Origin of the sequence: Devosia sp. UYZn731, from assembly GCF_040546795.1 — a bacterium.
Lineage (GTDB): Bacteria > Pseudomonadota > Alphaproteobacteria > Rhizobiales > Devosiaceae > Devosia.
This window is the reverse complement of record NZ_JBEPOL010000022.1, coordinates 1-22,862: the sequence shown is the minus strand read 5'-3', so window position 1 is coordinate 22,862 and position 22,862 is coordinate 1. Positions and strand designations below refer to the sequence as shown.

The following is a 22,862-nucleotide window of genomic DNA, read 5'->3' as shown; positions in this document are numbered from 1 at the left end:
AAACCGGTCATCACCTTATGGGTGCCCGCGTCCCCGCTCAGGTCGTGGTTGTACCGGTAATCGACCCGAACCAGCCAGCCATCACCAACATCGGCCTCTAAGCTAGCTCCAACCGATACAAAAGCGTCCGTGTCAAAGCTGTAGCCCAGGCCAGCTGTGCCAAAAACACTGATGGTGTCGGTTAGACCAAAGCCAGCCCGAAGGTCCCCTTCAAGGGTGACTTCGCCACGAGATGCCGCAAACGCCACAGCTTCTACCCCCAATAGCAAATCCGCTGCTGAAAAAGTGTTGCCGACCACTAGCGCGATTGCGAGCCCGTCGTTTGCGCTGAAAGAATAGCCAGACAGAATACCAGCGTAAGGCCCTCCTTGGCCTTGCGTCACGTAGTTCGTGGGCAGTGGAGGAAGGTTTGGCAATGTGGGCATCGATCCAGCTGAGGCGGTTCCGATCGAGGCCAGCAACAAGGAAGAAATAGACAGAACCAAGCGCAGCATGAAACATCCTTATGATCCAATCCAGCTTGTATCATTATGGTTTCCACGAGCTTAACGGCGGTGGACAAGGAACCATTCAGAAGCGCCTTGAGCAAGCGGGGCCAGGTACAGAACCGCCACACCGTGGGGGTGCCAGGGCAAAGCCGCAAATGTCTGCTGCGCATCGTAGCCCGTCCAAAAGCAGGCCCCCCGATCCGATCAATGCTTGTGGCAGCTCCGGCTCGCGCCGCTATGCCGACCACGAAAAGAAGCGTGACCCGCCCAGGACGAAACGCAGTGGAAGAGCAAATTGGAGCTTGGCCTCAATGCCCAATTAAAGAAGCGAACATCCGCTGTCTTGTCACCCGGCGGGCGGTATAATTTTGGCAGGCTGACTACGAGGGGGTATCAATGTATATCCGACACGAATTTTATTGGTTGCTGTGGAGTTCCGTGGCTTGCATCGTCATAAGCTTTGCGATGGCCGCCGTGCTGATTTTCTTAAAGTTCAAAGCGGCGATGAATCCTTGCGCTTTACCCGTGAAGGTCGAGCCTTTGCGTCCACTCAATTCTATAATGTTCTCTATGACGAAAAGAACAAAAATATCAGGATCGCATTTATAGCAATGTTTGTCTTGTTGGGACTTGGCGCCACAACTCTAATTGTAATAATACCTGTCTTTGGGACTACAGTTACGGCGCCTACGGCCTCTTGAGAAAAAAACAGCGAAGCACAGGATCACCATAACCCTGATGAAATGGTGCACCGGCCAGATAGCCGTTCCATTATCGCAGTTACGCGATTTATATGCTGCGGCGCAGTGGCTTGCCGCCTATCGCAACAATCTTAAATGGCTTGAGCGGCAGGGCTGAGAAGAAATAGTTTTCACGGTTGAGCTGGTCGGAGCTCACCTGGCCAGCGTTCAGACACGCAGTATCGTGGGCACGACTAATTTTTTTTGCCTGGCGCGGATGACAATGTTCACGCTCATGGCCCGGAAAAGCCACATGCCACCTTTCGGCGGCCTTGGTCAGTAGTTCCCTCGCGGGAGGCGGACACTCTCTCGAGAGCCGTAAGTGAACGCAGTATGGGCCGTCACGGGGTCTGAAGTCAACGTCAGCCACCTCGCCCGGACACTGGCTGCATCAGGTCAGACCGAGAAAGACGGCCAGAGATCGGGTGACCGACAGCATTGCCTCGTCATCAAGATGGCCAAATGGAGCTCCGAGCTTTTCGCGCTTCACCGACATGGCCTTGTCGATCATGACCTGCGACGGCTTATGCAGTCCATTTTCTGCTGTCGGCTGGATGGAAGGCCGGATCAGCGGGGCTTCCACCAATGTCCCGATATCAGAAATACGGTCACTGTGCCTGTGGCTTCGAACTGGTCGGACTGGATGATGAGGGCAGGGCGCAGTTTTCCGAAGTCTCCAGGGATGGCGACTGTAACGAGGTCACCACGCCTCATGCGTTGGCCTGGTCATCTAGGTCCACCAAGGCAGCATCCAGGAAGACCTCCAGCTAGTGATCAGCCGCATCGGCTGCAGCAACCACACGCGACTGGCGCCGGCATTCTTCTGCAAAGCCCGGGCGACGCGTATCCGGCACCCAGATCTGTACCGGGCGCAATCCCGCTGCTCTGAGCGCATCACAACGCTTCTGGACTCGCCGGCCAAAGGATACAGGCGTTGGGAGAACTCCGAATTCGTTAGCAAGTGGTGCCGTCCCTTGTGTGTCGCCATTGCGATAGAAGGTCTTTAATCGGCCACCAGGTCGATGGGGCGGCCGCCCGCCCGAGCGATCGCCTTTGCTTGGCGCATGACAGCCCAAAACGCCGTTCCTGGGAGGAACCAGTAAAATTTCTTGGGGCGCGGGGTCTGGCACCATGCTGCGAATCGCGACCGCGATGTAACCGTCGAAAACTCGTGAGGGGCTAAGCCCAGACAATAAAAAACCCGCCAGGGGCGGGCTTGATATCCGGTGAGACGCTGGGAAATATCTGTCTGTGGTAAGACAGATTTTCCCCCAAACCCCGGTACTTTCCAAGTGGATTCTTGCCACGGTTTCGTGCTGCCTTTTTTTTGGCGAGCGGTCCTCGTGAGAGGCCCTGCTTCCGGCGGTTTCAACTGCCCCAGGTGATGGCTTAGGTGCGTCTAAAAGAAGCTGAGACCAAAACGTCCATCCTGGTGCCAGACTAGCCGGCAAGGCTGTAGGGTGTGGTCAGGGACCAGCATGTAAAACTCTCCATGAAGCGGAGAGGAAGGTCTAAACGCGAGGCCGGCTCCCGCATCAGAGATGTCTGTTATTGCTACGACCATGCGCTCAAGCCCGCCCCCGGCAACCAGCGTTGCGGTGATCTTCACGGGATGTCTCACTTGCCTGCGACGTTCGGGTTCCATCCCACAACACTAGCGTATCAGCTCATCTGATTGCTGAAAAAAGTAGATCAAATCTGATCTGAGGAAGCCGCCCAGCTATTCCGACCGAGTGAGCGAGGAGATGAGGGCACGAAGAGCCTGGTTTTGAGCGGAGTGTCGCTCCTCGATCAGGAAACCGCCGAGATCGGAGGTCCTCTCCTCGCCTCCAGATGCGGCGTTTGGTATATGCCTTATCGACACGATGTCGTCCGCGCCGGAATGTAGAAGCCACCGATCGCCATTTTCGCTGGTGTAGAATACGCGTTCACCGTTGCGCACTTGCCGATTTCGCCTTCGAAGGTTTCGTTTTGTCCGGTTGCTCCTGCTTGGAGCCATCCTGCTTGCGGCCCAAGTCGTCGATATTGTCGTCCATCTGCTCGCCTGGCTCCGTTTCGAGTGGCGCTGGCTTCGGCTTCTCATTCCGATTGGTCATTTCGCATCTCCGCAGTTAGATGGATAACAACAGCCGGCGCCGTCAAAGGTTCAAGCTTACCGATTAGAGCAACCATAGAGCCACGTCTGAGGGTCATTGACGAGACCAACAATGACCATACCCAATGACCTCTCTGACAAAGCCTAAAATCGTTTTCACGCCTGCGGGAGGTAGTGCAGCAACTGATTGATCGCATGCGGGGCGCCTGCTGAGACGGCATCAGGACATCTGGCAGGCCTGACCGCACGGACGCGGGCGCTGATGAAGTGACGCCGCGACGGTGACACAGCCGACTCTCCTGAGGCTGACTGATTAGGACTGTGCGTGCTAGTGCGCGCCTAAGGCAATCGGTCGGAACGCCGCGACTAGGTGCTGGTCAAGTTTAGTTCCCATGGCCAAAAGGACTGAGAACGCTTCTGGCGGTCGCATGCCCGAACGGTAAGTTCGTTCTTCGACCAATGCGGAATAGATGTCGACGATGGTTACCATCCGGACGGTGTCCGAGATTTCGGCGCCCCGCAATCCATGCGGATAACCCGACCCATCAAGCAATTCATGGTGGCATAGGACCACGTCTAGCGCTTCTTTTGGAAATCCACCCTGCCTGTGAAGCGCCTCAAAGCCCAACTGAGTATGTTCTCGCATCTGCGACATCTCTAGGTCCGTTAGCTTACCGGGCTTGTCCAAGATCGCGATTGGGATAAAGGCTTTGCCCACATCGTGCAGCAGTGAGGATCGCGCGAGGCGTCGTTGGTCGGCTACACTAAAACCGAGATGCTGAGCGAATGCCACCGCAAAGCCCGTAACTGAGAGGCAGTGGCGATAGGAGCTGTTATGATGGCTAGCAACGACGTCGAGCCACGGTTTCAGGCCTGAGGCCCGAAGCGCTTCGGCAATGTCATTTTCCTGGGCCAAGACATCGTCAAGGGTCAATGGCCGGCCATTTGGCAGCCCTTCAAAGATCTGGACCAGCACCGAATGAGCAGCGGCCACCCCTGCGCATACGGGTTCAAGCCCGGCGTCGAGGCGTTCCTGGAATGTTGCCGAGCTATCACAGCGCAGCGCGCTCAGAAGTTGTTCGGGTATGAATGGCCGCGAGACCGTGCCGAAGGCGTTGAGGGCGCGGGCCTGGGTCTCGGTGTGGTGGTTTGCCGTGGTCACAAAATAGCGTGGCGTTTTGTAACCGAGCGACCGATCCAACGCCGATCGAAGGCGAACGGCGGCGTCAGCATCGGCCAAGTCGATATCAAGGAACAGCCTGAAGTAGCCAGAGGGTTGCTTTGCCAGGTCATCCAAATGAATTTGGGTGACCTGGCTAGTGGCACGCAATATCGCCGCAAGGTCGCCGCTCCGATCCGGGCGGTCGGAGACGAGCAAAATCCCGTGGCGGTCCGCACGGAGAGGAATGGCGTCCTCTTCGCCATTTTGGCGCGGGACAAGATCAAGCATACTCTTCCCTTCCGGAATTAGGCGGTAGTTCCCCTTCTGAGTATCGCCGAAAATCGCTGCGAGTCAGCATGTTAGAGGCACCAATGCCAAGGCACAGTTAAGGCGGCATTAATCGTGCCTGAGGCCGTGAAGAGTATGGTGGGCCGTTTGGCGGGAAAGCTTTAAGACCTGCAGTTATACTCCGCCACGGTCACGAAAGCCCCTGCCGGATATGAGCGCATTAAATGTTTCGCAACTGAAGCGGCTGGGTCTGACGGGTGGCAAGCTCGGCTGCTGCGTGGTTTCGGCCGACGGCAGCATTGTCTTCGGGAACGCGGCATTCTGTGCCCTGTTGGGCTACGGCGCCGACGTTCTTTCCACCCTCAATCTAATCCAACTCACCAGCAGCGACACTGCCGCACAATTGCGCCATAACGCGATCCACGACGCGCTTGGAGTTGGACTGGATTGCAGCTTGGTCCGTGGAGACGGAACGCCAATCTGGGTCCATGCCGTCGCTTCCCTCGGCAGTAATCTGCCAAACGGCGAAATAGTTCTGCAAGTCGTTGGCATCGAGCGGCAGAAGGCGATTGAGGCGGCATTGGCGCTCAGCGAAAGTCGACTTAATTTTGCTCTGGAAGCGGCAGGGCAGGGCGTTTGGGACCACGATATACCCACCGATACCATGTTCTATTCGCCCGGATGGCGACAGATGCGCGGCATCGCGCCTGATGAAGAGGTCAATGGCGCGCTGGAAGCGTGGCTAGCCCGCATTCACCCGGACGACCGCGGTCACATCCACGCGGAGGTGAAGTTGCAAAACACCGGCCACGAGGCTTTTCGAGTGCTGGAATACCGCGAACAGCATCGCAATGGGCACTTTATCTGGATTCAAAGTCGGGGACGGCCCGTCGCCTGGAACGAAAACGGCCTCGCGATACGAACGCTTGGCACCGATACCGACATTACTAAGAGGAAAGAGAGTGAGCTGCAATTTCAGGTCATATCCCGACGGCTGGAGCTGGCTTTGGAAGTGTCCCAGATTGGTGTCTGGGAACAGGATCTGGACACTGGGCATGTGATATGGGATCGCCGCATGCACGAAATTTATGGTCGCGGGCAGCGAGATGAGGCGCTCAGCGAGCACGATTGGGAATTCGCGATCCATCCTGCCGACCGGAACCGCGCCAAACACGAATTTAGCTCGGCTGTACAAAATCGGTCTGACTATACCTCTGAGTTTCGGATTGTTTTGCCCGAAGGCAATATTCGGCACATCAGGTCACGGGGGCGTTATTTCACTGCTGCGCTCGGCCGCGGCAAACTAATTGGCGCGGAATGGGATATCACCCATGACGTGGAACGGACCGAGCAACTGTACGACGCGCGCCTCCTGGCCGAGGCTCGTTTCAATGAGCTTCAGATGGCGCAAAATCGTATACGTCACGCAGCCATGCATGATCATCTTACCGACCTGCCGAACCGACGTTTTCTCGACCATAAGCTGGCGGAGCAGTTGCCATTTGTAGGTGCCGATGGACGGCGCATGGCCCTACTTCACATTGATCTTGATTGGTTCAAGCAGATTAACGATCGATTTGGACACGCCGTCGGAGATTTCATGTTGCAACATGTCGCAGACATATTGCGTCAGAATGCTCGCAACGACGATTTCATCGCTCGGGTGGGCGGCGACGAATTCGTATTACTCTCTTGGTTCGGCGACAGCGACGCGTCGTTGCGCAGTGTTGCCTCAAGCATCATCGAGGCCTTGACCAAAAATGTGCCGCACGATGGATTAACCCTCCAGATCGGCGCTAGTATCGGTATTGCCTACGCGGAAGATGCGTCGGTATCTGCTACAACCTTGCTGCAGCGCGCGGACGTAGCGCTTTATCGGGCGAAGGCTCTAGGGCGCAATCGCTACGAGCTCGCAACTGCGCAGGCTGCATAGTTAGCTGTGGCCACTGTCACGGCTGCATGCGAATACGTCGCTGGCCGCCAGGCCGTTTGCGAATGGCCAGACTTCATGAACCAGGTTTACGCAATCCGCGTCATTGGCCCTCTCCCGGTCGGCTACGGTCCGTCGAGCGGCGGCAACGGTGACGGCCTTGTGGGTGGGAATGGCGGCGGCGGATCAATGGGCCGAAGGACTTTGCGCCCGCTCCCAACGACGATCCCAAGCCCAACTTTAACTGCCCGAAAGACTTCCATATGGCGCCGTAAGCCACGCATCTGACGCCAACGTTGAAGCCACCCCGTGTCCACGGGGGCTTTGCTGTTTGTACAGTAGAGGCGTTAGCCGCCGCCCGCAGTGGAGCAGTGAGAGAGACGACGTCGGACTCAGTTTCCGCAAGCCAGGTTAGCCAGTATTGTCAGCCGCTTCGACCTGCGAGCGAAAGCGCAAGCTCGAACGGCGCGCCGCCGGCGGGGGCATCGCCAACGGTAACGTGGACTTTATGGCGGCTGGCGATGTACCAAACCAGGTTCAACCCAATCCAGCGCGTCGAACTCGGCACAAGCACCGGTTGCATGGCGATGACACTTCCGACATGACGTGCCATAGAGGCTGAAGAGTTCAACAAAGGGAGCACACCATGACAACTGCCAACGAGATCGCCGACAAACTCGCCGCCGAGCACAACCTCACCAAAACTCAGGGCAAGGCCCTTGTCGATGGCGTGCTTAAGGCCATCACCGATGCGGCTGTCGCTGGCGAGGAGATTTCTCTGCCCGGGTTCGGGAAATTCAAGGTCAAGGCAACTCCCGAGCGCGACGGCCGCAATCCGTCCACTGGCGCCACTATCAAGATTGCCGCTTCAAAGAAGTTGACCTTCACGCCCGCTAAGGCACTCAAAGACAGTCTTAACGCATAGCTAGTCAACAGGGGCGCCAGGTGCGCCCCTTCATTGGTTCCACCCTGATACTGCTTGCCCGCCTTCAGTGTTCCACAAGTCGGGCTGCCTTGCCTTGCCTTGCCTCGAGTTCCCCAAGGAGCTGCCGGAACGGCATAGGTCGGGCAAACAGCCAACCCTGCGCCAACTGCACCCCACGATCACGGAGCTGGCAAGCCTGGGTTTCCGTTTCAACGCCCTCGGCAATCAATTTGAGGTTCAGTGATTGTGCCATGTCGATGATGTGCAGGATTACGCTGCTGGTGGCTGCGCCCGTGCCTAGCGTGTCCACGAAGGACTTGTCGATTTTCAGATAGTCCAGCTCAAGCTTCTCCAGCGAGGAAAGGCTCGAGTAGCCCGTGCCAAAATCATCGATAGCCAACAAAATCCCATTGCCACGCAAGCGATGAATTATGGGACCGGCCTTCTTGGGGTCAGTGAAGCTGCGTTCGGTCGCCTCGACGAGCAAATTGCCCTTTCCAGCCCCGGTGGCTTCAGTGAGCCGATCCAGCAGTGCCAGTGTGCGTTCGTCCTCAAGGTCTGCAGGGGACAGATTTATGCCCAGGTGGAAATCTGGGTGGAGTTGGAAAAAGCCCGCCGCGTCGCGCGAGGCTAGTTCCACCACATGTTCTGACACGATTTGGATCAGGCCAGCTTCCTCCGCCGCAGGGATGAACAGGTCTGGGGGCACCAGCTCCCCCCCGCGGTCCCAGCGCAGGAGCGCCTCAGCACCGACCCAAGCGCCGGTCGCCAGATCGACAATGGGCTGATAAACTAGGAAGAACTCCTTCCGGCGAAGGCCGTCACGGATAACGCTGGGCATGGCCCGATGCTGCCTCGCTAGCTGCAGCACGGCCAGTGCCAGAACCCCGCCCGCTAGTATGCCGACCGGCAGCGCGACCGCAGCGACGCCCTGCACACGCTGGTTCAGCTGAGCAATAGGTAAAGCGACAATCGCGCCGATGAGATAGCGCTCGGATTGGATGACCACGACTACATGCCCGTCTTGCACGAATTGAGCTAGGTTGCCCTCAGCAAGCGTCTGGATCCATAAAGGATCGATGTACCCGCGCTGGGTCAAAATCTGGCCATTGGCCTGGGAATACGTCGCCAGCGCCACCTCCGGCACATCCAGAGCCGTATCGATCGGCAAGTCCTTGTGGACTATCGCTGCATAATTCCCCGACTGAACCACAACGAAGCTTGAACCCACTGCAAAGGGGAACTTCACGTCCGTCCGTAGTTTGACGCCGCTCGACTGCACGACATCCACGGGTCCCATGTCGGTTACGGCCCCGGCAAGCCCGAGCGATGAACAAGCGAGTGATTTCCCTCCACGCGCCCCACAGCTTGGATATAGCTCGATGCCAGATCAATCTCGCGCATCAGTGACACGATTTCGGCGCTGCAGGGGTCACCGCTGTCCAACGCTTCTAGCCTGCGGATACCCTCCAAAATCTGATCTGATACGCCCTCTGATCGTCGAAGCACGTCCTGAGCATAGCTCAGAGCGCGATTGTATTCGGCATTCGTCCCTTCGCGACTTGCGATGAAAATAGCTAAGAGCGTGGGTAGCAATACGGCTACGAGGGCTGCACCGATCGTGACGGTAAGGGCCATTTTCTTTTTTACGCGTCGCAAAACCGCATCCCCGGCGATCGTTGGATAGTAAAACTATACTAGTTGCGTTGATAACTTACTACGCCGTAACTGACGCTCGACGTTGGTGATTTCAGTTGAAGCGTCCAAGATTCCCCCGATTGAGCAATGCTGCTACTCTGCCACTTGGCGAGCGGTCGCCGCGGTACACGACGAGGTGGGACGCGCTGCCTTCGGTAGCAAAAGTGTCATTCCGGACGATCCATTGCCGCATGACGCCTGACTTCTCACATGTTAGACCGTAGCTCTAACGGAGTGTGCCGATGCCTGATCTACGCCGTGCCTCCGTCGAAACCATGAATTCCGAGCTCGTCGCCGCCGATCCTGCTCTGGTCGGCAATGATGCCTTGCTCGCGTCGGTTTTGGCCGGCTGTGGCGACTGCATAAAGATCCTGGACCTGCAGGGCCGACTCCAGTTCATGAGCGAGGGCGGCAAGCGCGTGATGGAAGTCGAGGACTTCAGTGCGCTAAAGGGCTGCCCGTGGCCGGACTTCTGGGCAGGCGACGGTAATGTCGCGGCCAAGCAGGCGATCGAGAGTGCTGCTGCCGGAAAACGTGCGCGCTTCGTTGGCAACGCCAACACCGCCAAGGGCAATCCCAGGTTCTGGGATGTAGAGGTCATGCCGATCCTAGGTACGGACGGCAAGCCATCGCACCTGCTATCCATATCGAGGGATATCACCGAGCTAACCGATACCCAGAAGCGGCACGACCTGCTGGCTGCCGAACTCCACCACCGGATCAAGAACACCATCACGATGGTCAGCGCTATCGCTACCCAGACGTTTAAGGGCGACGACATCGCGGACCGCCGAACGACGTTCCAAGCCCGGATACAGGCACTCTCGACCGCGCAGGACGTTTTGATCAGCAAGACTTGGCAGAGCGCGCCTATCCAGACCGTGGTCGAAAGCGCACTGACACCCCACCTGTCGAACGAAAACCGATTTACCATTGCCGGGGAACATCTGGAATTGACGGCTCGGCAGTCGCTCTCCATCGCCTTGGCCGTGCACGAACTGGCGACCAACGCCGCCAAGTACGGGGCGCTGTCGGTTGCTGGCGGTGAAGTCGATATCCATTGGTCAACCGATCAGGTGGACGAAACCGGAGATCGGATCTTCAAGTTCACCTGGAAAGAGAACGGTGGCCCTGTGGTAGCGATGCCGACGACCAAGGGTTTCGGGTCCCGGCTGATCGCCCGGGTGCTAGGCGCCGATTTCGGCGGGACCGTGGACGTGGACTACAAACCGGCAGGCGTGGTCTGCATCCTGCGGGCACCTGCGGAGAGCGTGGTCAGCGAGAGCTAGCGCGCTGAATTGACTTATTCCAGGTCAGGAACGTCGCCATCCTGGAACAATACCACCGGCTCGCTAAAGACGCCGTTGACCAGGTCCACCGTGCGCGTCCATGTGATGACGCCCACGTGGCGCCTGGCCATCTCCTTGGCGGTCCCCGGATGGTGCTGGCCTCGTCATGGATCTCGCGCGGTTCGAATGCCGGCAGCAGGTCACCGTCCTCGCCCTTGTCGAGGGCCAGGAGCACGATGAGCTTCTGCGGCAGCGCTGCAGGCTTCTCGGTCCGTTCCATGATCAGGCCCGCAGCTTGAATTCGCCGATGGTCTCGTATGTCCCGCCCGACATGACATGCTGCCTCTCGCCGATGTCGTGGGCGATCCAGTGCTCGAGGACTGCGGGGTAGAGCACCTGAGGCCGCAGGTCGTCGGGCAACTCAACGGTGATAGGATCGAAATCGCTACCGGCACCGAGGAACAGCTCCGCTTCGTCCGGGCGCGGTCCATCGCAATCAACGAAGACATCCAGCGGCCTCATGAGTTCGACTGCCTTGGGTACAACCAGATCGTCGTTTTTGCACCGTCGTCACCGCCGAAGTTGACGTAGACCGCCGCCGCCGGCCAGCTAGGCCCTTCCATCAGGGGAAAGACGGCGGCCTGATAGCAGTCGATCAGCTGTTCGCCGACCTCCCAGATCGAATAATCGCCCAGGTCCAAGCGCTGCCATCCCAACTGATGCCTTCTTCAAAACGGGACTTCAATCTAGAACAAAATGGGAACCTGTGTCGAGTCTAGAGCGTGTTGACAATCGGCTTCTTGGTGTCGGTGCCGCTCATAGCGACCGTTGTTCACCTCGCGCCCCACGCTTGGGCGGCGTGGCGGCGCCAGGATGCGGGACCTTTGCGTGCGGATCGGTCACGGCGTTTTTGTCGGCGCTACCCTTCGCGGGTCATTGCTTGCTCAGTGTGTCTTCGACAGGCTTGCGGTTATTGCCGGCGTCCTTAACGCCGGACTTTGAGGCACCGGTCCTGCTGGCCTCATACTAACTCGTGTGCCTGGCCGCAGCGGACCTTGGCGCCGTCCTGTTTCGTGTTTGGACATGGTCTCCTCCTCAGGGATAGTGGCTCAATTCTTCCCAACGCTACGCTGACAGGAATCGAAGGTTCACTTCTTGTTCGGATCGCCTGGCTCTAACCGGACATGCGTCGTAAACAGGAGATGACGGGTTTCGAGGCAACGGCCACCGTCAGGACCAACTTGCCGTTCTTTGGAATTTCCTCCGCCGCCATGGCGGCGATGGTCATTACGGCCTCCCGGTGGGCTCGGTGGTGGTCTTCGAAGTCCGTGCCATCGTTGTCGATGGCCAGCTCGTCGTTCTCGATGATATCTAAAAAGAATTTGGGCATCGTGCTTGTCGATACTTTCTGGACAAACACTTCCCGCGAATTCCGATTCCGTCACAATGAGTTGCCGTATGTCTGCAAGCGCCAATTCGGCAGTTCAGATCGAGAACAACGGCCGGCTCTCTGAATGGCCCAAGCGCTGCATAAGCAACCATCCCGCGTGATGCAGATTGCAGCCAATCGCGGGGAGCCCACATGTATGAGGAGCGTTAAGTCAACCCAAGCTATCACAAAGGGAAGATTTCAAGGAATATGTTGCACGGCGGCTTTTGGGAAATGGAAGGCGGAATTGAATGGCCGTGATGGGCCGGCAGCGGACTAGCTTAGCAAGGAGGGGTTAGCTGCAGTTTGGCGGCTTCCGACCCCTCGAGGGCAACGTGCTATTTCCCCAAAGCTGACGTTTCTTGCTGTCCTGACGATGCGACGGTAGTCCTGCGCCTATGGTTCCAAGCAACGCGGCATGTTGCGTCGGGCCGACGCCGCGAATAACCTGCTATTGCAGAATGAAATGGCCGTTGCCGATGTCGCGATAGATCGATGGCGGCGGCTCGTATGTTAGGGACCGCATGGAGCTCGTAGTTTCGCTCTCGAGCGGCTCGATGGCCGGGCGCTGGCGGGTGGGGTCGGGGACTGGCACGGCTGCCATGAGGCGCTGTGTATAGGCGTGCTGCGGGTTTTCGAAGATCTGTGCCCTGGAACCGGTCTCAACGAAGCGGCCCCGATACATAACTGCGACGCGGTGGCTGATCTGTTCGACTACCGCCATGTCGTGAGAAATGAACAGCAGGGCAATGCCGGTCACGTTTTGGATGTCCTGCAGCAGTTCGAGCACTTGCGCCTGAACCGAGACGTCGAGCGCTGAAACGCTTTCGTCGGCGACGATGATCTTGGGCGACAGCGACAGAGCGCGGGCGATGCAGATGCGCTGCCTCTGGCCGCCGGAAAATTCATGCGGATAGCGGGAAGCCGCGTCCGAGGGCAGGTCGACACGTCTGAATAGATAGTCGACGCGGTCGGTGAGTTCGCTGCCCTTGGCCAGACCGTGAATCTTGAGCGGCTCGGCTACCAGGTCGCCGACGCGCATGCGTGGGTCGAGCGAGGCATAGGGGTCCTGGAAGATCATCTGGATGTCCCGGCGGATCGGTTTCATCAGCGCCGGACTCAGGCCTGCAATATCGTGACCGTTGACGCGGATATTGCCGGTGAAGCGCACGAGGTTGAGAAGCGCCCGGCCCGTCGTCGATTTGCCGCAGCCGCTTTCGCCGACCAGCGCCAGGGTTTCGCCGGCATGCAGGCGAAACGAAATGCCCTCCACCGCATGGACGCGCGCCCGGCCCGGCCGCAGCAGGCCGCGCCCGACGGCGTAGCGGACGGAGAGATTATCCACCTCAACGACGGGTCGCGGCGGTTTCACCTGCGGCGCGGCACCTTTAGGTAGCAGTGTTCCGGCCATGGCGCCGAGCCGCGGCACGGCATCGAGCAGATCGCGGGTATAGGCCGCGGTGGGCGCGGCGAAGATGGTCCGCACCGGACCGGTCTCCATCTGCCGTCCCTTCTTCATCACCAGCACGCTGTCGGCCATTTCGGCGACGACGCCCATGTCATGGGTGATCAGGATGACGGCGGTGCCAGTGTCCTGCTGCAGCAGGCGGATGAGGCTGAGGATTTGCGCCTGCACCGTCACGTCCAGCGCCGTGGTCGGCTCATCGGCGATCAGAATGTCAGGCCGCTGGCTGAGGGCGATGGCGATCATGACGCGCTGGCGCATGCCGCCCGAGAGTTCGTGCGGGTATTGGTTCAGCCGCCGCGCGGCCTCGGGGATTTGCACCTGATCGAGCAGCGCCAGGGCGCGCGCGCGGGTTTCGGCCGCACGCAAGCGAGCATGAGCTGTGATGGCCTCGGCCAGTTGCCGCCCTACGGTCAGTACCGGATTGAGCGAGGTCATCGGCTCCTGGAAGATCATGCCGATCTCGCGACCACGCACGTTGCGCATGGCCTCGCGCGGCAGGGCAAACAGGTCGCGTCCCTTGAAATGGGCCGTTCCCGCGGCGACACGGGCCATGGGACGCGGTAGCAGGCCGATCAGCGACAAAGCGGTCATCGACTTGCCTGAGCCGGACTCGCCGGCAATGCAAAGCGTCTTGCCGCGCTCGAGCGTAAAGCTGAGCTCATCGACCACGCGCCGGGGGCCGGAAGATGTCGCGACCTCTGTGACGAGGCCGCGCACATCAAGGAGTGAAGCGGTGTCGTTCACTCGAACACGACCCGCGGGAAGTAGAAGCTCACCACCCAGTTCGGCATATCGACGATTTCGGAGATGCGCAGATCGCCGCAGACCGAGCACAGCATGTAGGCCTCCTCGGCCGCGAGGCCATATTGCTTGCCGAGCAGGTCGATCATGCCCGAGACCGCATCGCGGGCACCGGACATCAGGTCGGGACCGATGCCGGTCGTGACCTCATAGCCCCTGGCGTCGAGATGATTGGTGACAGGCCCGAAGGTGGTGAACCGCGGCATCTTCAGGTTCGCCCCTTTCACCAGATCGACCTTCAGCGTGACGTTCATCTGGCTTTCGATGGCGGTACCGCAGACCTCGCCATCGCCCTGGGCGGCGTGGGTATCGCCGACCGAGAACAGCGCGCCTTCAACCTCGATGGGCAAATAGAGCACGGTGCCAACCGTCAGGTCGCGGATGTCGAGATTGCCGCCGACCCGACGCGGTGGCACCACGGAGTGGCGACCCGGCTCGGCCGGCGCCACGCCGATCTCGCCGCAAAACGGTTTGAGCGGGACCTTGCCGTTTTTGGAGAACGCGGCAGGGGCCATGCTGGTCTTGTCATATGACCACAGGGTCAGCGCCGGAGCCTGGAACTGATCGGCCAAAAGCCCAAAGCCCGGGATATTGGCCGTCCAGCCAAAGCCGGACGGCTCGAAGGCATCGAAGGTGATTTTGAGCGCGTCGCCGGGCTCTGCCCCATCGATATAGATGGGGCCGGTGACCGGATTGACTTTGGAGAAGTCGAGCGTTCCCACATCGGCCACGGTGCTGCCGGGCGTAAAATGCCCGGCGCCGCTATCGAGGCACTCAAAATACACGGTCGAGCCGGGCGCAACCCGCTCCACGGGCAGGATCGAACGATCCCACCCGTGATGATGTTGCGCGGCGTGGATGGTGTAGTCGCAGTTACTGCACATCTTTATCGAACACGTAATCGTAGTTGACGGGAATGTGGACCGGATCGACGAAGATGGCATCGGGGCCACCGAGGCGGGCCGATTTCATGGTGAAGCGCTGTTCGTTGAACACCGGCACCCATGGCGCATCGGCCATCACCGCCATGTAGACATCGCTCCACATCTTGTTGCGCTCGTCGGCCTTGGCCGGATCGACCACCGAGTCCGCGGCTGCGGCCTTGGCGTCGAGCTCGGCATTGCAGTATTTCGACCAGTTCCAGCCGCCGTCGCCAGCACCGGTGCAACCCAGGATCGGACCATAGAAGTTGGACGGATCGGGGAAATCGGCGATCCAGGCCATGCCGCCCGACCACACCATGGGGGCAGTGCCGGCGCCGCCGGCCTCGATCACGTTGGCCTGGGCCAGCGAGAGCAATTCGGCCTTGACGCCAATGGCGGCCAGATCCTGCTGGATGGCCTGGGCGATGCGGGGATTGGGATCGACGTTGTAGACGTAAAGTTCCGTGCTGAAGCCATCGGCAAGACCGGCCTTGGCCAGCAGCGCCTTGGCGCCTTCGACGTCAAAGGGAATGCCCGCATAGCCTTCGGTATAGCCCGGCATCGAGGGCGGCAGCGGCTGTGTCGCGATCACGGCGCGATTGTTGATGATGCGGACGATGCGGTCCTTGTTGATCGCCATGTTGATGGCCTTGCGCACGTCGGGATTGTCCAGCGGCGGGATAGTCACGTTGAGGGTGATGTAGCCAGTATGGAGCTGGCCGCCCTCGATGATCATGTCGGCATAGTCCGGGTTATTCTTGACCTCAAGGAACTGCGCCGGCGGGATACCGTCGCCCAGAACGTCGACCTCACCCTTCTCGAGCCGGAGCAGCGCCACGGTTGGTTCCTGGCCAATTTCGAAGGTGATCTGGTCCATCTTAGGGATGCCAGCCTTCCAGTAATCGGGGTTGCGGGCGAACACGAGGCGCTGGCCCAGCGTCCATTCCTCCAGCGAATAGGCGCCGGTGCCGACCGGATGCTTGCCGAAATCGGCGCCGAATTCATCGACCGCTTCCTTGGGCACGATCGAGGAGAAGTTGAGCGCCACGACGTGAAGGAAGGTTGCGTCGGGCCGGGTCAGCGTGATTTCCACAGTCAGCGGATCGATCACCTTGACGCCGGAGAGACCGGTCGCCGAGCCATCGGTCGCCACATCATAGCCGACGATCGAGGCGAAGAAGCCGGCGCCGGGGCTTTGCGTTGCCGGATTGGTCACCCGGTCGAGCGAGTATTTCACGTCCTCGGCAGTCATCCCGCGACCGTTGTGGAACTTGACGCCGGGACGCAGCTTGAATGTATAGACCAGGTTGTCGGGGGAGATGGTGTAGCTCTCGGCCAGGTCCGTGGTCAGGGTTGAGGTGCCGGGCTCGTAATCCATCAGGCTGTCGAACAGCGACTTGATCATCGACCAGTTTTGCCAGTCGTAGCCGATGGCGGGATCGAGGGTGGCGACATCGTCCTTATAGGTGACGATCATCGAGCCGCCCTGCTTTTCGCCCTCGGCGAAAGCGGGTGACGCGATCGCGAGGACCGCGAGTGCCACGCCGGATAACAGCAGTTTACGCATGTAATGTCTCTCCTGTGTTGTTGGTGTCAGCGCAGCTTGATGCGCGGATCGATGAGGGGGGCGATAAGGTCGGCAATCAGATTGCCGATGACGATGGCGCAGGCGGAAACCAGCGTGACGCCCATGATGATGGGGATATCGACGCGCTGGATCGCCTGCCAGGCAAGCTGGCCTATACCGGGCCAGCCATAAACGCTTTCCACCACCACGATGCCGCTCATGAACATCCCGATATCGATGCCGATCATGGCGACGATGGGCAGGATGGCGTTCGGAATGGCGTGACGGAACAGAACGATGCGGCCGCGCAGGCCCTTGGATTGGGCAGTGCGGATATAGTCGTGGCGCAGCACGTCGAGCATGGACGAGCGCATCATCCGCGCATACCAGCCGGCACCGAGCAGCCCCAGCGTCAGGGCCGGCAGCACGAGATGCTGGAAGGTGCCGTAGCCGCCGATGGGGAACCAGCCGAGCTGCACGGCAAAGACATAAAGCAGCAGGATGCCGATGACGAATTGCGGTGCCGACACGCCGACGAAGGACACCACCATCAGCGCGTTGTCCATAAAGCCGCCACGGCGGACAGCTGCGAGCACGCCCATGGTCAGCCCGATCACCAGCTCGCAGACGATGGCGCCGGCCATCAACAGCAGGCTCGCCGGCAACCGCGCCCAGACCAGTTCGGCCACTTCGGTCTTTTGCAGATAGGAGCGGCCCAAATTGCCCTGCAGCAGGTTGGACAGGTAGCGCCAGTATTGCTCCCAGAGCGGCAGGTCGAGCCCGAGTTGGGCGCGGATATTGGCGACCGTTTCGGTCGTGGCGCTGCGACCGGCGATCTGGCGCACCGGATCGGCGGGCAGCAGATACAGCAGCACGAAGGTTATGACACTGATGCCGAGCAGGATCAGCGCGGCCTGGAGCAGGCGCGCGGCGACATAACGGATCATGCGGACCTCCCCTGCTGGGTCGGATCGAGAATATCGCGCAGGGCATCGCCGAGCAGGTTGAACGCCAGCGACAACAGCAGGATGGAGGCGCCGGGGATGAACACCAGCCAGGGTGCGGTGGCGAAATAGGTCTGGTTTTCGAAGATGATATTGCCCCAACTTGGGGTTGGCGGGCGCACGCCGATGCCAAGGAAGCTCAGCGTGGCCTCGAGCAGCACAGTGGTGGAGATGCCCAGCGTGGCCCAGACCACAATGGTGGACACCAAGTGCGGCAGGATGTGGCGCCACAGGATCAGTCCCGAGCCGGCACCCAGCGAGCGCTCGGCCTCGATGAACTCGCGTTCGGCCAGCGAACGGGTTTCGGTATAGAGCACACGCGCGATCTGCACCCAGTTCACCATGGCGATGACCAGCGCCACGATCCACAGGCTGGGCCGGAAGATGGCTGCCAACACGATGGCCAGCAGCAGCGCCGGAAAGCTCATCATCAGGTCGGTAAAGCGCATCAGCACGGCGCCGACGATGCCGCGGAAATAACCGGCGGTGATGCCGACCAAAGCGCCGATGAACACGGCGATGCCATTGGCGACGACGCCGATGACCAGAGAGGTCTGTGCGCCCACGATCAGCCGGCTCAACAGGTCGCGTCCGAGCAGGTCGGTACCGAACCAGAACATGGCATTGGGCGGCAAGGGCGCCCCCTCCAGCGTCAGTCCGTCGAAGAACTGCTCGTTGGGATCATGAGGGGTGAGCCATGGCGCGAACAACGCGCAGCAGACCACGAGCGCGACAATGACCAGCCCGGCGGCCGCAAGCGGGCGCCGCACCAACTGACCGAGCACCGAGCGCGCACGGATCGGCGCGGTAGCGGGACCAAGGTCAGGGGCGATGACGGACATGGTCACCCCCCATCCGGTAAACGATGCGCTCGGCCATCTCCTCGATCGACACGCGCGACTGCATGGCGTCTCGGCGCAAGGCGGCATAGGCATCGTGGGCCGACAGATTGTCCTGCTGCATCAGGCAGGCCGTGGCTTCGGCGACCAGTTGGCGCTTGTCGAGGCGCGAGCGCAGGCCGGCGAGTTCGTGATGCAGCGCCGAGCGCCGCATGAAGGCCTCGGTGGCGATCACCAAGGCGGAAAACACGCCGCCGCTGCCGATGGGCTTGAGCAAGTGGGCATCTGCGCCCATGCGCATCGCCCAGGCCAAGCGGCCCGGCGCCTCCGAGCCGATCAGCGCGATGGCGGGCATGGGAATGCAGCCGGGCTGCCAGGGGAATTGCTCGTCGTGCCCCATATCGGCGTCGTAGAACAGCAGATCGGAGGCGGACTGTTCCACGACCGCCGACAGGCCCGGCCAAAACACCTCGTGGCGAACGCCCAACTGCGCCAGTTGGCGCGCAATGGCGTCGACCAGCACATGCGGCCGATGGACGATCAGCGCTCGCCTGCCGTCGAAATTGGGGGTCGGGACCGGCCGGCTCATTTGACTACCTTAAGATGGGCTTTCGCCCGCGCCGGCGCGATTGCCACCGGGCGGGCCAGGTACGGATCGGGCCGGATTGCCAGGCCGCGGTCGGCGACGATGTCGAAACCATGCGGCCGGGCCCGGGCAATGCGCGGGGTCAGCACGGCATGATTGCTCGCGGCGTCGATCTCGATGTCGCCGAACGGCGACTTGGACAGCTTGCCGCGTGCGGAGCCGATCACGGCCCGACCGTCATCGGTGCCGGCCGCAGCGATCCCAGCGGCCAAGAGGTGCACCGCGGCATAGGCTTGGGCGAAGAAGGCTGAGATGTGCCGCACTTCGGGGGCGAAGCGCCGCGTCACGTCCAGGAACGTCTGGTTTTCGGGGAGGTCCAGCGACTGGAAATAGGGCGCGATAGCATACTGTCCGTTGGCGACCTCACCAAGTTCGGCCAGTTCGCTTTCGGCCAAGTTGCAGCTCAGCACGGGCCGCACATCCTGAGCGAAGGCGGCGTCGCTCTGGCCCAGCGCATGATAGGCGGCCAAGAACGTATGCGAAGACGGACCGATCAGCGTGTTCAGAACGAAGGACGGCCGCTTAATGCGGATTTCCTCGATGATGTGGGCTATATCGGTGTCGCCTAGAGGAATGTAGCGCTCGCCCGTCACCATGCCGCCACTCGTTTCCATGGCGTCGCGGGCGATGCGGTTGGTTTCCCAGCCCCAGATATAGTTAGAGCCGACCAGGAAGCCGTCGGCACCGAAGCGCGGCAGGATATGGGCCAACAGCGGCAGCACATGCTGGTTGGGGCAAGCGCCGAGATAGACCACCTGCTCGTTGGCCTCGAAGCCCTCATAGGGGCAGGAATACCACAGCGTAGCCTGGGTCTTTTCCAGCACCGGGATGACTTCCTTGCGGCTCCATGAAGTGGTGCAGCCCAGGATATGGCGGGCACCCGAATGTGCCACCAGTTCGGTGGCCATGACGGCATAGGTTTCGGCGGCGCCATGCGGGTCGCGGACATGGGCGGTGAGCGAGAGCCCGTATTGTTGCGTAGCATTGATCTCGTCAATGGCTGTCAACGTGCCCAGCAGGCCCTCCCGGCCGATCGCCGCATAGGGGCCGCTGGCCGAAAACAGCACGCCCACGGCAATTGCGTTCCCTTGAGCCATCACGAGGTCCACCAATGAAAAGGGCCCCACTCAGATCGCACGGTGCGGTCCAAAGTGGGGCCCAAATGCCCAAATCCGAAATGTTGCCGTAATACTGCAGACCGGCGCTGTCTGAGTCAAGAGAACGGCGAAATAATACGCTGTTGCGGTGAGCGCCCAATGTTTGGGCATTGTATCCTTGGGCTCCTAATCGCGAACTAACAGACGCTCTTCAGGAAAGCCGAATGTGCACTGCCACCCCTAGGAGACTCACGGCCGCTCGGTCGCCTCCAGTGGCCGTATTCGGGTAGCGGTCCCCAGGTCTTTCCGTCGGCACCGGTGATAAACACAATGCACCCAAAGCTAGCGCGCCAGCGATGAGCGCCACGCCTATTGCTGATGCGACGCCTCCCCATAAAGTGGCCCGAGGCGCCTGCCATTGGTCATCATCGGCGACGAAACCGATCAGAGGATACCTGACGATGCTCGGGCCTGCCTACGCATGCTCGAAGCACAACTCAAGGTCGTGAAAGAGAACGACCGCCGTGTTCGTGCGAGTGCGCGTGAGACCGAACTGGACCGCCGGTTGATGGAAATCCCGGGGGTGGGCTCGCTGCTTGCAAGCGCGTTTGTCGCCACCGTCGCCGATGCGCATGCGCATGCGCTTAAATCGGGGCGCTGCCTGTCGGCCTGGATTGGGCTTGTGCCCAAGCAGAACTCCAGCGGTGGCAAGGAGAAGCGCGGCAGCATCTCCAAGGCCGGCAATCAATATTCTCGCCAGATGCTCGTGGTCGGGGCAATGGCAGTCATCGGCGTTGCCCAGCGAAACGGGACCAAGAGGCCATGGCTGGTGCAGTTGCTGGCGCGACGAACGACCAAGGTTGCGGCAGTTGCTTTGGCTAAAAACCGCCCGGATGGTCTGGGCACTGATGACCAGCGGCGAGCGCTATCGGGAGCCGGCTATCGCAAAAAGAAAGATAGAAGAGACAGGGCGAGCGATCGCAGACGACGTTGGAAAGGGCGGACGGGAGCTAATGCATAATGCCGGTTGATACCGCCGGATCAGGAAAACCCAGCGGGGTCGTGCACTTCTAGTACGCAACGAGGCAGAAGTAGCATCAACGGGCGGCTAGCGACCCCATTTCAGACGTTGAGCCAACATCTTTCGGCTCTTGCAACCGGACCCCCGAACAACTGGATAGAGCTGCATGCTGGCTCAACCAGCGGATCTTGCTCGGTCAAAAGCGGGTCGCCCGCCAGAGATGGAGGCAATAGGTCGTCACGACCAACAACAAGGAATTTGGTCGTGGAACTTGAACACAAGAACATCATCATCACGGGGGCTAGCAGTGGCATTGGAGCAGCGGCCGCGCGCCTTTTCGCACAGGAAGGGGCCAACGTAGTGTTGGGTGCGCGACGGGAGAATGAACTCACAAAACTCGCGCAAGCGATCAACGAGGAAAGCGGCGGTCGTGCCATTACCCTGAGCGGCGATGTCACTGACCCTGGCTTTGCTTCTGCTCTGGTCGCCATGGCCGAGCAAGAATTCGGCGGTCTTGACGGAGCCTTCAACAATGCGGGCATCGTCGGCGACATGACGCCAATTGCCACTATGACCATCGAGAACTGGAACTCGGTTGTTGCCGTGAACCTGACGGCCTCCTTCTATGCTGCCCAAGCGCAAATACCGTCGCTTATGAAACGAGGAGGAGGTTCGATCGTGTTCACCTCGTCTTTTGTAGGCTCAAGTAATGGCGGGTTGCCAGGCATGAGTGCGTACGCGGCCACCAAAGCCGGGATGAACGGTCTTGTTCAGTCGCTTGCTTCAGAACACGCCCACGAAGGCATCCGCGTCAACACTCTCCTGCCAGGTGGCACGGTCACTCCCTCTGGCGGCGAAGGCAACAGTGAGGTGATGACCTTCGTCTCAGGGCTTCACCCGATTAAGCGGATGGCCGGGCCAAAAGAGATCGCCCAGGCGGCGCTGTTCATGCTGTCTGATCGGGCAAGTTTCATGACCGGTAGCCGCATGGTCGTCGACGGGGGCATGTCCGTTCGGCTCCTTTGAATACCGAGGCAAAGCTTAAAGGAGGGGCGCTGGCGAACATCGCTGTCGCCCCTCGTAGACCAAGAGCATATGTCCGTTTTTTGGGCCGCCAATCCAAAAGCGGATGAGGTGGATGGCTCCCGCTCCTGGCATCTAAGTGCCAAAGTAGGTTTACTATCCTGCATCCGAGCGATAGGAGCGATCCGCCATGCAGATTACCACCGTGCGCCTTGATCTGGCCAAGCGTGTTTTTCAAGTTCATGCCGTTGACGTGTCTGGAGACGTCGTTGTGCGCAAAGCACTGCGGCGATCGCAAGTTGAGCTGCTGCCGGTTTTGAGGACACCGAGTTAAGGTGTTTGGACTGCCCCTAGCCCGGTAGACAGGCCCCGCCTATCCTTGGAGCATAGGAGGCAGCTTGTGAGTACACAGAGATTTACGCCGGAATT

The 22,862-nt window shown here is 60.0% G+C and carries 20 protein-coding genes and 4 pseudogenes; 6 read left to right on the top strand and 18 right to left on the bottom strand.

What is annotated here, in order from left to right:
* From ABIB57_RS26750 to ABIB57_RS26725, 6 genes and pseudogenes are all read right to left on the bottom strand, one after another.
* Nucleotides 1-494 (bottom strand): hypothetical protein (locus ABIB57_RS26750; protein ID WP_354044498.1); only part of this gene is annotated, 494 nt, incomplete at its 3' end.
* Between the two features lie 1,125 nt (nucleotides 495-1,619).
* Nucleotides 1,620-1,942: pseudogene (locus tag ABIB57_RS26745) on the bottom strand (type II toxin-antitoxin system PemK/MazF family toxin).
* A 53-nt stretch (nucleotides 1,943-1,995) separates the two neighbouring features.
* A pseudogene (locus ABIB57_RS26740) lies at nucleotides 1,996-2,154 on the bottom strand (antitoxin MazE family protein); the annotation flags it as partial.
* Between the two features lie 473 nt (nucleotides 2,155-2,627).
* Nucleotides 2,628-2,873, bottom strand: coding sequence for a PilZ domain-containing protein (locus ABIB57_RS26735; RefSeq protein WP_354044497.1), 246 nt, complete (start codon nucleotides 2,871-2,873; stop codon nucleotides 2,628-2,630).
* Between the two features lie 283 nt (nucleotides 2,874-3,156).
* Entirely contained in the window at nucleotides 3,157-3,324 is a 168-nt protein-coding gene (locus tag ABIB57_RS26730) for a hypothetical protein (protein WP_354044496.1), read from the bottom strand.
* Between the two features lie 327 nt (nucleotides 3,325-3,651).
* Nucleotides 3,652-4,773: an HD-GYP domain-containing protein gene (locus tag ABIB57_RS26725; RefSeq protein WP_354044495.1), complete on the bottom strand. Its 1,122-nt coding sequence runs from the start codon at nucleotides 4,771-4,773 to the stop codon at nucleotides 3,652-3,654.
* Nucleotides 4,774-4,984: 211 nt separating this feature from the next.
* On the opposite strand from ABIB57_RS26725, the gene ABIB57_RS26720 reads away from it, so the two are divergent.
* Together ABIB57_RS26720 and ABIB57_RS26715 are read left to right on the top strand one after the other, a co-directional pair.
* A complete protein-coding gene (locus tag ABIB57_RS26720; RefSeq protein WP_354044494.1) occupies nucleotides 4,985-6,706 on the top strand; it encodes a sensor domain-containing protein in 1,722 nt (573 codons plus the stop codon).
* Between the two features lie 643 nt (nucleotides 6,707-7,349).
* The gene (locus ABIB57_RS26715) at nucleotides 7,350-7,628 is read left to right on the top strand and encodes an HU family DNA-binding protein (RefSeq protein ID WP_354044493.1); all 279 of its coding nucleotides are present in this window, start codon (nucleotides 7,350-7,352) and stop codon (nucleotides 7,626-7,628) included.
* Between the two features lie 64 nt (nucleotides 7,629-7,692).
* On the opposite strand, the gene ABIB57_RS26710 is transcribed toward ABIB57_RS26715, so the two are convergent.
* A complete protein-coding gene (locus tag ABIB57_RS26710; protein WP_354044500.1) occupies nucleotides 7,693-8,469 on the bottom strand; it encodes an EAL domain-containing protein in 777 nt (258 codons plus the stop codon).
* Nucleotides 8,470-8,625: 156 nt separating this feature from the next.
* Nucleotides 8,626-9,266: pseudogene (locus tag ABIB57_RS26705) on the bottom strand (CSS-motif domain-containing protein); the annotation flags it as partial.
* Nucleotides 9,267-9,568: 302 nt separating this feature from the next.
* Here ABIB57_RS26705 and ABIB57_RS26700 point away from each other — a divergent pair.
* Nucleotides 9,569-10,615: a sensor histidine kinase gene (locus ABIB57_RS26700; protein WP_354044492.1), complete on the top strand. Its 1,047-nt coding sequence runs from the start codon at nucleotides 9,569-9,571 to the stop codon at nucleotides 10,613-10,615.
* A 282-nt stretch (nucleotides 10,616-10,897) separates the two neighbouring features.
* On the opposite strand, the gene ABIB57_RS26695 is transcribed toward ABIB57_RS26700, so the two are convergent.
* The 10 genes from ABIB57_RS26695 to ABIB57_RS26650 all read right to left on the bottom strand — a co-directional run bounded on the left by ABIB57_RS26695 (nucleotide 10,898) and on the right by ABIB57_RS26650 (nucleotide 20,389).
* Nucleotides 10,898-11,137 carry a hypothetical protein gene (locus ABIB57_RS26695; RefSeq protein WP_354044490.1) on the bottom strand — a complete coding sequence of 80 codons (240 nt, stop codon included), beginning with the start codon at nucleotides 11,135-11,137 and terminating at the stop codon, nucleotides 10,898-10,900.
* The gene (locus ABIB57_RS26690; RefSeq protein ID WP_354044489.1) at nucleotides 11,134-11,316 is read right to left on the bottom strand and encodes a hypothetical protein; all 183 of its coding nucleotides are present in this window, start codon (nucleotides 11,314-11,316) and stop codon (nucleotides 11,134-11,136) included. The genes ABIB57_RS26695 and ABIB57_RS26690 overlap by 4 nt, the downstream gene beginning before the upstream one ends.
* Nucleotides 11,317-11,789: 473 nt before the next feature.
* Entirely contained in the window at nucleotides 11,790-12,005 is a 216-nt protein-coding gene (locus ABIB57_RS26685; protein ID WP_354044487.1) for a DUF6894 family protein, read from the bottom strand.
* Nucleotides 12,006-12,495: 490 nt separating this feature from the next.
* Nucleotides 12,496-14,256, bottom strand: a complete 1,761-nt coding sequence (locus ABIB57_RS26680; protein WP_354044486.1) for an ABC transporter ATP-binding protein — start codon at nucleotides 14,254-14,256, stop codon at nucleotides 12,496-12,498.
* Nucleotides 14,253-15,197: an acetamidase/formamidase family protein gene (locus ABIB57_RS26675; protein ID WP_354044485.1), complete on the bottom strand. Its 945-nt coding sequence runs from the start codon at nucleotides 15,195-15,197 to the stop codon at nucleotides 14,253-14,255. Before ABIB57_RS26675 ends, ABIB57_RS26680 begins: the two co-directional genes overlap by 4 nt.
* On the bottom strand, nucleotides 15,187-16,803 hold the full coding sequence (locus tag ABIB57_RS26670; protein WP_354044484.1) for an ABC transporter substrate-binding protein: 1,617 nt from the start codon (nucleotides 16,801-16,803) through the stop codon (nucleotides 15,187-15,189). Before ABIB57_RS26670 ends, ABIB57_RS26675 begins: the two co-directional genes overlap by 11 nt.
* 26 nt (nucleotides 16,804-16,829) lie before the next feature.
* On the bottom strand, nucleotides 16,830-17,750 hold the full coding sequence (locus ABIB57_RS26665) for an ABC transporter permease (RefSeq protein WP_354044483.1): 921 nt from the start codon (nucleotides 17,748-17,750) through the stop codon (nucleotides 16,830-16,832).
* A complete protein-coding gene (locus ABIB57_RS26660; protein WP_354044481.1) occupies nucleotides 17,747-18,649 on the bottom strand; it encodes an ABC transporter permease in 903 nt (300 codons plus the stop codon). Before ABIB57_RS26660 ends, ABIB57_RS26665 begins: the two co-directional genes overlap by 4 nt.
* On the bottom strand, nucleotides 18,630-19,235 hold the full coding sequence (locus tag ABIB57_RS26655) for an ANTAR domain-containing response regulator (protein WP_354044480.1): 606 nt from the start codon (nucleotides 19,233-19,235) through the stop codon (nucleotides 18,630-18,632). The genes ABIB57_RS26660 and ABIB57_RS26655 overlap by 20 nt, the downstream gene beginning before the upstream one ends.
* Nucleotides 19,232-20,389: a transporter substrate-binding protein gene (locus ABIB57_RS26650; RefSeq protein ID WP_354044479.1), complete on the bottom strand. Its 1,158-nt coding sequence runs from the start codon at nucleotides 20,387-20,389 to the stop codon at nucleotides 19,232-19,234. The genes ABIB57_RS26655 and ABIB57_RS26650 overlap by 4 nt, the downstream gene beginning before the upstream one ends.
* 418 nt (nucleotides 20,390-20,807) lie before the next feature.
* Here ABIB57_RS26650 and ABIB57_RS26645 point away from each other — a divergent pair, with 418 nt between their 5' ends.
* From ABIB57_RS26645 to ABIB57_RS26635, 3 genes and pseudogenes are all read left to right on the top strand, one after another.
* Nucleotides 20,808-21,410 (top strand): transposase, encoded by a 603-nt coding sequence (locus ABIB57_RS26645; protein ID WP_354044478.1) that lies wholly within the window; start codon nucleotides 20,808-20,810, stop codon nucleotides 21,408-21,410.
* A gap of 264 nt (nucleotides 21,411-21,674) precedes the next feature.
* Nucleotides 21,675-22,436, top strand: coding sequence for an SDR family oxidoreductase (locus ABIB57_RS26640; protein ID WP_354044477.1), 762 nt, complete (start codon nucleotides 21,675-21,677; stop codon nucleotides 22,434-22,436).
* 187 nt (nucleotides 22,437-22,623) lie between these two features.
* Nucleotides 22,624-22,734 (top strand): annotated as a pseudogene (locus tag ABIB57_RS26635) (IS110 family transposase); the annotation flags it as partial.
* Between the last annotated feature and the right edge of the window lie 128 nt (nucleotides 22,735-22,862).

Coding starts and splice junctions, on each gene's coding strand:
- ABIB57_RS26735 (WP_354044497.1), bottom strand. CDS start 2,873: ATGGAACCCGAACGTCGCAGGCAAGTGAGACATCCCGTGAAGATCACC.
- ABIB57_RS26730 (WP_354044496.1), bottom strand. CDS start 3,324: ATGACCAATCGGAATGAGAAGCCGAAGCCAGCGCCACTCGAAACGGAG.
- ABIB57_RS26725 (WP_354044495.1), bottom strand. CDS start 4,773: ATGCTTGATCTTGTCCCGCGCCAAAATGGCGAAGAGGACGCCATTCCT.
- ABIB57_RS26720 (WP_354044494.1), top strand. CDS start 4,985: ATGAGCGCATTAAATGTTTCGCAACTGAAGCGGCTGGGTCTGACGGGT.
- ABIB57_RS26715 (WP_354044493.1), top strand. CDS start 7,350: ATGACAACTGCCAACGAGATCGCCGACAAACTCGCCGCCGAGCACAAC.
- ABIB57_RS26710 (WP_354044500.1), bottom strand. CDS start 8,469: ATGCCCAGCGTTATCCGTGACGGCCTTCGCCGGAAGGAGTTCTTCCTA.
- ABIB57_RS26700 (WP_354044492.1), top strand. CDS start 9,569: ATGCCTGATCTACGCCGTGCCTCCGTCGAAACCATGAATTCCGAGCTC.
- ABIB57_RS26695 (WP_354044490.1), bottom strand. CDS start 11,137: ATGAGGCCGCTGGATGTCTTCGTTGATTGCGATGGACCGCGCCCGGAC.
- ABIB57_RS26685 (WP_354044487.1), bottom strand. CDS start 12,005: ATGCCCAAATTCTTTTTAGATATCATCGAGAACGACGAGCTGGCCATC.
- ABIB57_RS26675 (WP_354044485.1), bottom strand. CDS start 15,197: ATGTGCAGTAACTGCGACTACACCATCCACGCCGCGCAACATCATCAC.
- ABIB57_RS26670 (WP_354044484.1), bottom strand. CDS start 16,803: ATGCGTAAACTGCTGTTATCCGGCGTGGCACTCGCGGTCCTCGCGATC.
- ABIB57_RS26665 (WP_354044483.1), bottom strand. CDS start 17,750: ATGATCCGTTATGTCGCCGCGCGCCTGCTCCAGGCCGCGCTGATCCTG.
- ABIB57_RS26660 (WP_354044481.1), bottom strand. CDS start 18,649: ATGTCCGTCATCGCCCCTGACCTTGGTCCCGCTACCGCGCCGATCCGT.
- ABIB57_RS26655 (WP_354044480.1), bottom strand. CDS start 19,235: ATGAGCCGGCCGGTCCCGACCCCCAATTTCGACGGCAGGCGAGCGCTG.
- ABIB57_RS26650 (WP_354044479.1), bottom strand. CDS start 20,389: ATGGCTCAAGGGAACGCAATTGCCGTGGGCGTGCTGTTTTCGGCCAGC.